Raw genomic sequence first — 11,836 nt, 5'->3', positions numbered from 1 at the left:
GGGAAACTCAAGTGCCAACAGGGTGGCGATCAGTTTTGCCGATGGACCGCAGCCCGGAAGCAGCGCGATGCTGGACGCGAATGCCGACGTCAAGGTGTTCTCCGTCCATTCAGACCAGCGTCAGGCGATGAGCGTGACCCGGCATGTGGCGGGTGAACTCGCAGTCCTGTCTGCCAGGCTTGATGCCCCCGCACCTGCCGAGCTTGAGGTCGTGTATCTCCCGCCAGTGCGGGCGATGTCCCCCGGACAGAGCACCGGCCGCCCCCAGGGGGGACTCGAGGGTGAAGGTCGTCCCGGTGGGGGGAGGGGCGGCTTCGGCGGTGAGCGGGGAAGTCGTGGCGGCCGCGAAGGCATGGGTGCCAGTTCCGGCCGCTCGGAGTTCTATGCCAAGTACGCCGCGCTCTCGAAAGGGGAGTCGCTGAAGTCGAAGCCCAACGAGGCCATGAAAGTCGACTTCTTTCCCAAGTGGGACGGCGAATCACTCAGCCTGATCGTACTCGACGACGGGAACCCGGCGGATCAGTGCCGCGTGACGGTCTCCGGGCCAGGTGAATGGAGCGAGACAGGGGAGACGGAACTGGGAATCGTGTCGATTCCCGTCAAACACCCAGGCCGATACATGGTTGAAGTCCGGATCTCGGTCGCCTCGACCGACGCCGCTCAGCCCTCGGGTGGACCGGTTTCGCGAATCGGGACGCTGACGCTCGATCTGAAATGAACAAGAGGATGGCCGGCTGCGTCGCTCTGCCCGCACATGCAAGGGAGCGACGCAGCTGACACATGCCTAGATCCCCGGCGACGACGGAGCAAACACCTGGTTTCGCCGGGCGACTCTCATGCAATAGATCGCGACTTCCTCGGCCGTCGCGACATCTGCGCGCGATATCTCCGAGACCAGCTTCCCGTCTGAAAGCACCAGGATGCGATCGGCCAGCAGCGCCACTGCCGGGTCATGCGTGACGATGACGACCGATCGCGATCTGTCGGCCGCGACCTGATGCAGGAGCTGGCAGACATCCAGCGAATTCTGGCGATCGAGGCTTCCGGTAGGCTCGTCTGCGAGGACCAGTTCCGGTTTCGCAATCAAGGCCCGGGCGATGGCGACTCGCTGTTGCTCGCCGCCCGACATCTGGCCCGGCCGGTGCAGTGCCCTGGCCCCCAGGCCGACTTCCCGCAGACGCTCGTGCGCCGCCGCGCGTGCCGTCGTGCGCGACGAGCCGTTGAGCAGCATCGGCAGCGCGACGTTGTCGAGGGCCGAAAGCGTCGGAATCAGGTTCGACGACTGATAGACGATTCCCATGCGCTCGCATCTCAATGAAGTGAGCGCGGCATCGGACAAAGTGGCCAGATCGGCTCCCGCGAAACGGAGAATTCCTGAATCGGGGCGGAGCAACCCCCCGAGCAGGTGGAGCAGCGTAGTCTTTCCTGATCCGGAAGCCCCCATGATTGCCACGGTCTCACCGGCGATCAGATCGATGCTGACACCGTCGACGGCATGAATCGCATCCGTTCCGGCAGTGAAGCGCTTTTGCAATCCGGATGCCTGAAGCAACGCGCGTCGATCAGTCGTGGTCACTCACGGTCCTCAAGATCGAATCATTGAACCCGACAGCAGGCCGGCCGGCGCCAGGCGCCCGATTCGCCAACCCGCCCACAAGGCAGCAAGGCCACAAACGGCCGCCGTCATCAGCGCACCGGGGACCATCCATTCCCAGGGCACCGTGAACTCCGGACGTATTCCGGCGAAGTCGAGGTGGTAGCCGATGATCGATGCCAGCTGCAGCATGAGCCACGCCTGACCGGCACCGAACAGCCCGGCGACAACGACCGCCGCCAGGGTTACCAGCACACTCTCAGCAATCGCCAACCTCAACAGGCCGAATCTCGTCATCCCGCAGCTCCTCAATATCCCTAGTTCGCGACTGCGGGCCTGGAGCGATACGGCCAGCGAGCCCGCGACCGAAAAGAGGCTGATCGCCAGCGCCATCATCGGCAGCCAGCCCATCTTTCGAACTGCTCCTCCCCCCCAATTGCCCAGCAACTCGCTCCGGGCGCGATCGAGATCGTCGACCTGAACCACCCGCGACGACAATGTGATTTCAGCCCCCCCATCGGGCGAGTATCGAATCGGGCGATCCAGATCGAGAAGCGCTGAGACCTGTCGTTCGAGATCCAGACGTTCCCCCCGACTGACCTGGTACGACTCCGGTTCCGCAGTCCCGGCTCCGTAGCGAGAGGGGGGCGCCGACGCCGCGGGGCGCGTCCATCCGAGCAGATAGTTCGCATCGCTCACAAAAAAGTCGCGGCGCACCGTCTTTGCGTCCAGGACCACCATCGCGCGATGCTTGTCGCCCCGAAGCCGGACCTTGTTCTGCTTTGTCGCCATTCTCCAGCCGCGAAGCTCGACGATTCCGGCCACGCGATACGTGCGATGGAGGACGCTGCCGTTTTCGAGTCGCCCCGGAACGGCAACAGACACCTCATCTCCTACCGCGACATTGGCACTGTGGGCATACCAGTCACTCAGCAGGCAACCTGTTCCGTTGTCCACGTCGGTCATGACGGAGTCGAGGTTGCCGGCCACCAGTGTGAATGGAATCCGACTGGAGCCTTCCCGCAGGCCGTGTACGCCGATCAGCAATGTCGGGATTGGGGTGTCGCGCCGGGGGCCGGGGGACAGGCGCGTGTCGACCAGCGTGAGCGGCTCGAATTCCTCCAGACCGGCGGCTTTGAGCACCGTTTCAGTCTCGCTGCGATCCAATCCGTAAGGGTGAACCGAAATGAGCCATCTCGGCAGTCGTTCATCGATGACGAACGAGTTCAGCATCGAGGCGCCCCAACACATCACCCAGACGAACGTTCCCAGGCCAACGGCAATCGCAACTATGGCGCCTGCGCTGCGTGGACCATCGGCCGCGACCTGGTCGAACAGGACCAGCGGCTCCACACGAGTCGCCCAGGCGACCGGACGGGCCAGCAACGCTGCGGTCAGTCGAACGGCGAGCGGGGCAATCAGGACGCAGGCGAGCGCCACTCCTGGCAGGCCGATCCACAACAGCACCCGGCTTCGTTCGAATGACCCCGCGGGGGTGACTATCAACGCAAGCGTGACGAAAAGCACGACGGCCGCCGAAGCCAGGGCCGCACGTCGGGACCAGAGTCGCGCCCGTTCCGGATCGGTCGCCGCCGTGGCCGGATTCGTCGTATCGATGGACCAGGCAGAGATGACCGGGCCGACTGATCCGGCCAGAACGCCAGCGACAATGACGCCGAGAGCCAGGACGACCTGCAGCGCGCCGGGAGACGGGGACGACGCCAGGAACGGAAACCACGCCCGAGCGACCGAAAGTCCGCCCCAGCAAAAGGCGAGCGCGAGCACGAAGCCGCCGCATGCGACGGCGACGGCCTCGATCACCAGCAACGTGATGATCATTCCGCGGCCTGCTCCGAGCGAACGCAGGAGCTGACCTTGAGCCGCGCGTTCGCGGGCTGCGTTTCCCTGCACGGCAAGTCCGATACACGCCGCGCAGACGCAGGCCATCAACACGGCCGCGACGGCCGCCATGCGAATTGACTGGGCCGCCGCACTGTAGGTCACGGACTGCTGAATGAAGTTGTTGTCCCACAGTTCCATCCGGCCCGGCAGCGAGGGGAGTCGTTCGCGCCACCTGGCGAGAAAGGCGTCGATCTCGCCAGGGGCTCGCAGATGAATTCGCGCATCAGAGGGAGGCCGCGGACCGCCATTGAGCACCTCAGCGGCGGCCCGGCTGATCTGTCGGGCCATGATCCGGGCGCCCTGCGGCGTCATCAGGATGGAGGCGGGAAAGCGGACCTGTCCGACGACCTGGGCCGCGTGGACCCCGGAATCACCTTCCAGCCTCCTCCAGCTCCCGAGCTTCTTACCGAAGGGCAATTGCACCGGCACGGAAATTTCGATCGGGCCACCGGGTTTCCCCGTCGGCCGTTGCCCCGCGACCAGAACGCCGCCTGGCTGGTCGTCGTCCCAGGCAAGGAAGTTGTCGCGTCGGCCGACGATCCAGCCTCCCATGCCTCCCTGCTCCTGGCTGTAAAAGCCGTCTTCATCCAGGGTGCCCTGCATGGTCCCGGGCATCTCCACGGCCCGCGCGGAGACTGCCGTGTGCAGCTCGGCGACCAGAGGATCTCGCCGCATTTCGCGGAGCAGGCTTTCATCGAGGTACGGAAAAACAGTGTCGGTGGCCGCGAGATGAATTTCGCGGTCCCCCAGAACGGGATCGTTTGCGGCAGCGGAGCCGCTGACCGCATTGCGTCCGGCGAGCGCCGAGAGCAACACAGCCGCCGTTGCGGCAATCGCCACCATTGCGGCCAGGTGTCGCGCGGGATGACTGCGCAGGTTCGCCTTCAGCAGAACGAGCAGCGCAGGCACGTGGAGCTTCGTTCGCGACGTCATGGGCTCGCGGGTCTCCGGCGTCGTTGCCAGACCCAGTCCAACGATGCCATCAGGAGGAAACTGATACCGGCGAGGGGAAGGACGATTCCCGAGAGGACCATGAATGCAATGCAGGCCGATCGAACGCGCCTTCCAACGGGCCGGCGTGGGATCGAAAACGAACCTCCCGGACGCTTTCGCCACCACATCCAGACTCCGGTGACAGTGGATGACACCAGCGCCAGGCATGACAAGGTGGCGAGTATCTTCGTCGGCAAACCGAAGATCGATCCGACGTGCAACGGATAGGCAAGGGTGTACAGCTTCAGGAGCGGAGACCCCGACTGCCAGTCCGAATGAAGCATAGTCGTGCCATCGACCGGATCGATGGCAAACAGCGCCCGGCGCGACGGATCCTCCACCGTGCCGGCCGTCACGCGAATGGTGTCATCCGGCTCCTGCGGAAAATCAATCGAGACGAGGCCGGGGGGCGACTTCGCGCAGGCAATCTCGACGATCCTGTCGAGCGACAGCCGGGGCGAGTTCTCAGGATGCGTCGTCTTCGGGAGATCGAGCACGACGCGAGGAATCGAGCCGGATTTCAACAGTGCGAGGCGATAGCCGGTGCCCCACACCTGCGTGAAGAACAGCCCCGTCAGCAGCACCACGATCGAGACCGGTGCGAGATAGACTCCGATGACCGCGTGCAGGTCGCGCAGCAGCACTCGAGTGCTGGCTGTCCGGATTCGCCAGACGCCGGCGGTCCCCCCCTTCGGCCGAGACTGTTTCCGTGGCCACCAGAGATAGACTCCGGTCAACAACAGGACGATTCCCCACGAACAAGTGAGCTCCATCAGGACTCGCCCGACGGTGCCCATGTACAGCGTGCGATGCAGTGTCCTGACGAGCGGGAAGAATCCCGAGTGGATGTGGTGAACTCCTGTCACCGCGGCCGTGTATGGATTGACGTATATTGATCGCGAGCGTTCGTGAGGCGAGGCGACAAAAAAACTGACCGTACGGCGGGGATCCGGATTGACCGAGAAGGAGTGCAGAAGATCGCCCCGGGCCTCGGCCCGGGCCGTTTCCAACAGCTCGACGAATGGCTTCCGCTCACCTTCCTCGGCCACGTATAAGGCGTCGGGATCGAGCCATGCCTCGATCTCATCAACGAAGACGTACAGGGCGCCGGTGACGGCGCCCCAGATCAGAATGGGGGCGACCAGCAGGCCCGCGTAGAGGTGCCAGCGCCAGACCGTCCGATAGGTGTTCTCGGACAATTGCGGCTGGCCGGGCCGTGGCGTCTCCGCATCCGCGCGGACGGTTCGTTCCGATGCGATCCTGGTCTCCGATGTCGACACCGATTGGCCTCAGTCCTTTGCGGGCTTTTTCTGCTCGAGCTGGAGACCGTCCTCGATCAGAGCGACGAACAAGTCGTCGGCCGGCGATTTACGGATCGACCATCCATAGACGTTCGTCATGACAACGACGCTGGCGTCATGCTTCGGGAGATAGAACATGCACGTCTGGAATCCAGGAACGTCACCGGTGTGTCCGAGCGCATAGCCGCGATAACGAGCGAGGTGAAAACCGGCTTCGTGGCCCTCCCAATCCGTGGGCGTCCATCGCTGCAGTTCCTCTCGCGTCTGTGGCTTCAGGAGTGCTCCGGTGGCCAGCGGTTTCACCGCGGTTCGCAGATCCTGAATGTTGGAAATCATGCAGCCTGCCGGCCCCCACCAGCTTGGGCTGGTCTCGGTCACGTCGACCTGCACATTTCCCCGGTTGAAGAACGGCCCCTTGTCCGTTCCCATCGCGTAGCCCCTGGCATGCGGCTCCGGTAACGAGTTGTCGATCGGAATCGAGGTGTGCCTCAGCCCAAGCGGCCCGATGATCTTCTCACGCACAACGGCATCCCAGGGCTGTCCGGTCGCCTTCTCGAGTGCGACTGCAATCGCGGCCGTATTGGAATTCGAGTAACGAAATCCGGTATCCGGGGCGAAATATGGCGGAGCGACGCGCGGGACGGCCAGCAGCTCTTCGATGGTCCACCATTTTCGGGGATCACCCGCATACGCAACTTTCACGATCGACGACTCGATCGGATTGAACAGGCCGGACCGGTGGTTGCCGAGGTGTCGCAGAAGGATTCGGTCTCCATTGGGGAGTCCGCGTTCAAACTTCGAGAGCGGATCGTCGAGCGATAGCTTGCCCTCGTCGACGAGGATCAGCGCCGCTGTTCCAACGAACATCTTGGAAAGGCTGCCGATCCGAAAGTGGTCAACAGGAGTGACGGGACGGCCGGAAGTGACATCCGCGGTGCCGAGGCAGATCGTCCGGGCCGGCTGCCCGCCGATCTGCCAGCTGATCATCGCGCCCGGCGCCTGAGACTTCGCGAACTCTGCCTGAAGAACCTGAGCGCACCGGTCGTCCTCCGCCCAGACCGATGCCCCGCAGAGAAGCGTTGCCAGGCAGCTGGCCATCAGGATGGTTCGGAGGGACACCATGGTGACGTCAGTCGCAATCAGGATGGGTGCAGTCCATTCATACTCCCGAAGCCGACCAACGTGTCGCGCTCCGGGGCGGCGGTTGCACTCGACGAAACGGCGGATCATGGCGGCGGAGGAGGAAGTGCGCTGGAATTCTTCGTCGCGGCTTCGTCTGCAGGCAGGAGCATGGCCTCCGGAATCTCGAGCTCGAAGGGAGGCAATGCGGTGTCCTGGCCGATCGACACTTTGAAGCGCGATTGGGCCGCGTTCATAAACCGGCCGCGCAATCGGTCCTTGTCGGCCTTGATGGGATTAGTCGGCCAGAAGAATGTCACAACGTAATTGCCGGGAGCCGCGCCATCGGCGTTACCGTGGCTGGAAAGCTGGAAATTGCCCTGATCGTCGGTTGTCGCAACCGGCTGGCGGTCCTGCCCTGCGAGCTCTCCGTCATCGGACTGAAATCGAACCGTGACTCCCGCTGCAGGTTTGCCGTTCACAAGCACCCGGCCGGCGACCGGAACTTTCGGTGCGCCCGCTGGCTGGCTTCGACCGGGAACCAGAGTCCAGATCACTGCGACCGACAGGACGGCGAGTGTGGCCCACAGAATTGGACGATTCACCTGGGTGCCTTCGGCGAGTTGGAAGTGGTGGGGGCGCTCTCCAGCGCGGATCGCAATGCCTCGCTGCCCATTTTCACGGGGTCGAATTCGAGTGGCAGAATCTGGGCCTCTGGCATCCGGAGTTCGAGATCCGGGAGTACCGTCGCTTCCTCACTGATCGTGACCCGATATTCCGACTTCTCGGGATCCGTAAATCGCCCGCGCAGGCGGTCGCGGCCCATCGTCAGTGGATTGGTCGGCCAATAGAACGTCACGACGTACTCCCCCGGAGCGGCTCCGTCCATTCCGCCAAAGCTCGACATTTCGAAGGAACCGTCGGCGTTCGCCCCTGCGACCGGCTGACGATCCTGACCGCCGAGTTGAGCGTTGTCCGAACGGAATCTCACAACCATGTATTCCCCAGGACGGCCATTCACGAGGACCCGTCCCGAAACGGGAACCTTAGGCGCACCGAACTGCTGCTTTCGCGGCCAGTAAACGACTACCACGATCAGCAGGAGCAAAAGGGCGAAAACATAAAGCGGACGCACGACGATTCCCCGACGAATTCGAACTCAGGAGGCACCGGAGACTCAGGGCATCTCGCCGATGGGTTGTCCGTCGGCGCGCAGGATCATCCTGAGATAGGTCACCTGATCCATCGAATCGGAAAGGAAGATCACACCGCCGTCGCCACGCAGGGCGTGCGCCCCGCCCGGATGGAAGCTGAACGGGCCGGCGCCATAGTCAATCATGTTGCTACAGTTGATCGTGCAGTTTCCCAGTCCCATCAGCGACGCAAACAGCTCGGTATAGCCGGTCCGCATGCGACCGGCCCAATATCCATCGGCAGCGCTCTGCGGTGTCGACAACACGGCGGTCAGAAGAGGATTCGAGACGGACTGCGGGTTCTTGATGTAGCGTTTCGGTCCCCCGACTGTCTCGATGATGCCCAGGGTGTTTGAGAGTCCGTCCGTCACGTCGCGCATCCGGACGCCTGTCGCATCCTGCGAGACAGTCACGGTTGCGCCCCCCCACCAATACAGGCACTTGACGAACCCGGCATCGGCGGCCCTGAAGCCGTTTGCGGGCCCCAGCGTCGGGATCTGGGGCGACGACACCGGGCCGAAGTCGGTCCGGGCGACGGTTCCCGTCACCGATCCGGATGTCACCGTGAACTTGCTGTCACCGGGAGTGGACGCCGCCAGGAATGCCGGAATGACCTGGGCAATCAACTGGCCGTTGGGCCCGTTGAATGGAGTCGTGGACTTTCCGATGTTCGCGCCGAATTGCCACTGGTTGTAGAGCGGGGCCTGGTCGATGTACGGCATGATCATCAGCATCCAGGTCGACGTCTCCGTGCCGGGCCCGAACCCAAACCCGTAGTACGAATCCACCGGAAAGATCCGGTTGGTATCGTGATAGTTATGCAGCGCGAGCCCGATCTGCTTCATGTGATTGCGAGTCTGGACGCGACGGGCTGCCTCCCGTGCCTGCTGAACGGCAGGCAGCAGCAGCGCAATCAGCATCGCGATGATCGCAATCACCACGAGCAACTCGATCAACGTGAATCCGCGAGATTTTCGCTTGGACATCTTGACCTGCATGTTGGTGCAGCACTTTTTCAAAAATGGACGACTGCACACTTTCGATGAGCGTGCCAGTGCATTTGCCGATCGATTCCGGCGATCACCGATCACCGCCGGCGAACGTTGAGGGCCAGGTCAGTGCGAACTTTGGCGTCGCGAAATGAACCTCAGAGACTAGCGGTCTGATCGCTGCTGCATACCCGGCCAGGCCGGTGAGAATTTCGCCGGTCTGGCCAAAATAACGTCGCGCTCCACGCCGAATTGGTCAGGAGACATGAGTCGCCGCGCGGCGTCGCCAGCGTCGCGCACCGAAGATGCCCCCGGCCAGAGTCAGGAGTGCGAATGACGAAGGCTCGGGAACAGCGGCCAGATTGGTAACAGTCCCCTGCACGTCCCACACATAACGGGCGTCCGGGTACGTGGGAAACGTGGGGTTGCTGTCATCCACAAACAAGGAGAACTGGCTTCCAGTGATCCCGAACACTCCGTCATACAGAAGCGTGCCAAGACCAAGTCCCGCGCCGTCGTAGGCCAGCTGGACGTTGGAGGTCAGGTCGATCCCGGTGACGAGTCCGTTGAGCAAACGGACGGTTCCTGACACGTTCGATGGAGTTGTCGTGTAGCCGACACCGAGCAAGCTGTCGTCGTCGGCGATGTCGTTGTCGAAATCGAGCGACAACGCTGTAATCGCCGCCGTCTCTTCGCCGATGCCGGTCAGCCCGGCGTCGGCGTAAGTCAGCGAGTAGGAGCTCGAGAAGTTGGCCTCATTCGGAAAGACGTCGCCGCCGCCCCCAATCTGCTGGTAGACCGTGGGATTGAAGGGATCGGCATTGGGGCTGATCAGGAAGAAGCCATCCAGAGCCGGATTCGGGACGCCGCTGACGACGAACCCGCGGTCGAGCTGGGCGAACGCATCGGAGAAGAACTCATACCACCGCGAGTTGCCGTCGGCGGTGAGCTGCAGATTGAACACGACATCCGCGCGGGCGGGTCTGCCTGCCAGCAAAACGAAACCGAAGGCGAGTGGAACGACAAGTGATCGAATCATGGTGCCAATTGCGTAAAAACACGTGGAGTGGTTGCCAAGGCTCGAATTCAGAGCCTATGAGGGGCCAGCGGCAGGGCCCGAAAATAAGGCGACATTGAGTCTCAGTCTCATTGAAGCAATTGGCGTGCCGGGACGGCCGCATCGCACTCCCGTTTATGCAAGTGGCAGGGAGGACCTGCTTTGTGGACTTGGATCAAATCCGGTCATGACCTCGCTCCGCTGAGGTGAGGGAATATTTCCCACGATCAAGGCCTTAATTCCCCCTCCTCCCGCGATCGCACAGCTGATCGATGATGACATGGTCACTCCGTAACCAGATGCTGCTGCCGCTTGTCGTCTTCGCAGCGATCCTCGTCTTCGTTGTGACCTTCGACCGCGCCGCCCTGCAGGTGAAGCTTGCCGGCGACCGGGCCGTTCGGGCCTACATCGCGGTCGCCGACCAGCTTGCGAACGCCCCACCTGAGCGAATTCCGGACGTGCTCAGCGCCGCGCAGAAAGACAATGACGGCTGGCACTTCGTCATCGTGGCCGATCACGAACTGCGCACTGGAACGATCGCAATGCTGCCGCGGCAGGAGGAGATCGCGACGACTCTGCCACCTGCCTCGCGGACCAGCGCCGGATACGACGAGGTCCTGATGGGGCTCGAAGGTCACTGGTACTACGTGATTCCGCTGGCGGTGCCGGGCTGGCCCGATGGCTCTTACCTCGTGTGCCTCGAGCCCTACCAATCGATCGCCGCGACGATCACCGGCGCGTTCCGCAAGTCCGCCTGGCTGTCGCTCGCGATCTGCACCGCCCTGATCGCGGCTGCGGCTGTGTACAGCAGCCGGCTCAGCCGGCGCGTCGTCCGTATTGAACAACAGGTTCGCCGCATTGCCGCAGGAGACCATCGGCAGATGGCCGACGAGCGGGGGAATGATGAGATCAGCCGCCTGGCACGATCGGTGAACGTCATGTCATCGGACCTGGATTCCATGAAGCGCCTGGTTGCGCAAACGGAGCGTGACCGCCTTCACTCCCAGGTCGCCGGCGGCGTCGCGCACGAACTGCGAAACGGAATCCACGCGGCCAGACTGTCGCTGGAAGTCTTCCAGGAATCGTATGAGTCTCCCGAGGGGCCCGCCCGCATGCTGCGAAACGCCCACGACCAGCTCGCCGTCACCGAGACGCTCGTCCGCCGCCTGCTTTCGCTCGGAAAGAAGCCTATGAACCTGGAGACGTCGTCGCTCCCGATCGGCACGATTCTGAAGAACGTCGTCGACATGGTGGATCCGGTCTGCCGCCATGCGGAGATCAGATTGCGAGAGAACTTCCATTGCGGAGCGGATGAGACGATCCACGACGCCGAATCCATGCATGCAGCGATCGTGAACCTATGCCTCAACGGAGTTGAAGCCATCGGACGGCGCGGCGAGATTACGTTGTCGCTGACTTCGACGTCGGGATTCATCGAGATCCAGGTCAGTGATTCGGGGTGTGGCCCCGAATCGACGGTCGCCGAACAGATCTTCGAGCCGTTCGTCACCACGAAGCCAGACGGGATCGGGCTCGGCCTGGTCCAGGTCCGGCAGGCCGCCAGAAACGCAGGCGGTGATGTCACGTGGACCAGGGATTCGGATCGGACCGTTTTCAGCATCCGTGTTCCGTGTCGAGAAACCCCGCGCCCTTCCGGCTCTCCCCAACCCGCCCTGGCGGCGACCTAG

10 protein-coding genes are annotated in these 11,836 nt (G+C 63.0%); 2 read left to right on the top strand and 8 right to left on the bottom strand.

Annotated features, from left to right (window positions below; all coding sequences use genetic code 11):
- The first annotated feature begins 67 nt into the window (after nt 1-67).
- On the top strand, nt 68-718 hold the full coding sequence (locus Pan44_RS18590; protein ID WP_145032023.1) for a DUF4198 domain-containing protein: 651 nt from the start codon (nt 68-70) through the stop codon (nt 716-718).
- A 66-nt stretch (nt 719-784) separates the two neighbouring features.
- On the opposite strand, the gene Pan44_RS18585 is transcribed toward Pan44_RS18590, so the two are convergent.
- The 8 genes from Pan44_RS18585 to Pan44_RS18550 all read right to left on the bottom strand — a co-directional run bounded on the left by Pan44_RS18585 (nt 785) and on the right by Pan44_RS18550 (nt 10,130).
- Nucleotides 785-1,534 carry an ABC transporter ATP-binding protein gene (locus Pan44_RS18585; protein ID WP_231754094.1) on the bottom strand — a complete coding sequence of 250 codons (750 nt, stop codon included), beginning with the start codon at nt 1,532-1,534 and terminating at the stop codon, nt 785-787.
- Between the two features lie 51 nt (nt 1,535-1,585).
- The gene (locus tag Pan44_RS18580) at nt 1,586-4,429 is read right to left on the bottom strand and encodes an ABC transporter permease (protein WP_197453450.1); all 2,844 of its coding nucleotides are present in this window, start codon (nt 4,427-4,429) and stop codon (nt 1,586-1,588) included.
- Nucleotides 4,426-5,769, bottom strand: a complete 1,344-nt coding sequence (locus tag Pan44_RS18575; protein ID WP_145032014.1) for a PepSY-associated TM helix domain-containing protein — start codon at nt 5,767-5,769, stop codon at nt 4,426-4,428. The genes Pan44_RS18580 and Pan44_RS18575 overlap by 4 nt, the downstream gene beginning before the upstream one ends.
- A 9-nt stretch (nt 5,770-5,778) precedes the next feature.
- A complete protein-coding gene (locus tag Pan44_RS18570; protein WP_197453449.1) occupies nt 5,779-6,912 on the bottom strand; it encodes a serine hydrolase domain-containing protein in 1,134 nt (377 codons plus the stop codon).
- A gap of 104 nt (nt 6,913-7,016) precedes the next feature.
- The gene (locus Pan44_RS18565; RefSeq protein ID WP_145032009.1) at nt 7,017-7,514 is read right to left on the bottom strand and encodes a transthyretin-like family protein; all 498 of its coding nucleotides are present in this window, start codon (nt 7,512-7,514) and stop codon (nt 7,017-7,019) included.
- Nucleotides 7,511-8,044 carry a hypothetical protein gene (locus Pan44_RS18560; RefSeq protein ID WP_145032005.1) on the bottom strand — a complete coding sequence of 178 codons (534 nt, stop codon included), beginning with the start codon at nt 8,042-8,044 and terminating at the stop codon, nt 7,511-7,513. Before Pan44_RS18560 ends, Pan44_RS18565 begins: the two co-directional genes overlap by 4 nt.
- Nucleotides 8,045-8,086: 42 nt before the next feature.
- Nucleotides 8,087-9,088: a DUF1559 domain-containing protein gene (locus Pan44_RS18555; RefSeq protein ID WP_197453448.1), complete on the bottom strand. Its 1,002-nt coding sequence runs from the start codon at nt 9,086-9,088 to the stop codon at nt 8,087-8,089.
- Nucleotides 9,089-9,347: 259 nt separating this feature from the next.
- Complete coding sequence (locus Pan44_RS18550; RefSeq protein ID WP_145032003.1) at nt 9,348-10,130, bottom strand: PEP-CTERM sorting domain-containing protein; 783 nt, start codon at nt 10,128-10,130, stop codon at nt 9,348-9,350.
- A 290-nt stretch (nt 10,131-10,420) separates the two neighbouring features.
- Between Pan44_RS18550 and Pan44_RS18545 the strand changes: the two genes are divergently transcribed.
- Nucleotides 10,421-11,836 (top strand): sensor histidine kinase, encoded by a 1,416-nt coding sequence (locus tag Pan44_RS18545; protein WP_145032000.1) that lies wholly within the window; start codon nt 10,421-10,423, stop codon nt 11,834-11,836.

Source organism: Caulifigura coniformis (genome assembly GCF_007745175.1).
Classification (GTDB): domain Bacteria; phylum Planctomycetota; class Planctomycetia; order Planctomycetales; family Planctomycetaceae; genus Caulifigura; species Caulifigura coniformis.
Note: the sequence above shows the minus strand (reverse complement) of the source record. Positions and strands in the feature narration are given on the sequence as shown.

Excerpts from the sequence above, each read along its gene's own strand:
- Pan44_RS18590 (WP_145032023.1), top strand. The coding sequence starts at position 68 with ATGCTGGACGCGAATGCCGACGTCAAGGTGTTCTCCGTCCATTCAGAC.
- Pan44_RS18580 (WP_197453450.1), bottom strand. The coding sequence starts at position 4,429 with ATGACGTCGCGAACGAAGCTCCACGTGCCTGCGCTGCTCGTTCTGCTG.
- Pan44_RS18570 (WP_197453449.1), bottom strand. The coding sequence starts at position 6,912 with ATGGTGTCCCTCCGAACCATCCTGATGGCCAGCTGCCTGGCAACGCTT.
- Pan44_RS18555 (WP_197453448.1), bottom strand. The coding sequence starts at position 9,088 with ATGTCCAAGCGAAAATCTCGCGGATTCACGTTGATCGAGTTGCTCGTG.
- Pan44_RS18550 (WP_145032003.1), bottom strand. The coding sequence starts at position 10,130 with ATGATTCGATCACTTGTCGTTCCACTCGCCTTCGGTTTCGTTTTGCTG.
- Pan44_RS18545 (WP_145032000.1), top strand. The coding sequence starts at position 10,421 with ATGATGACATGGTCACTCCGTAACCAGATGCTGCTGCCGCTTGTCGTC.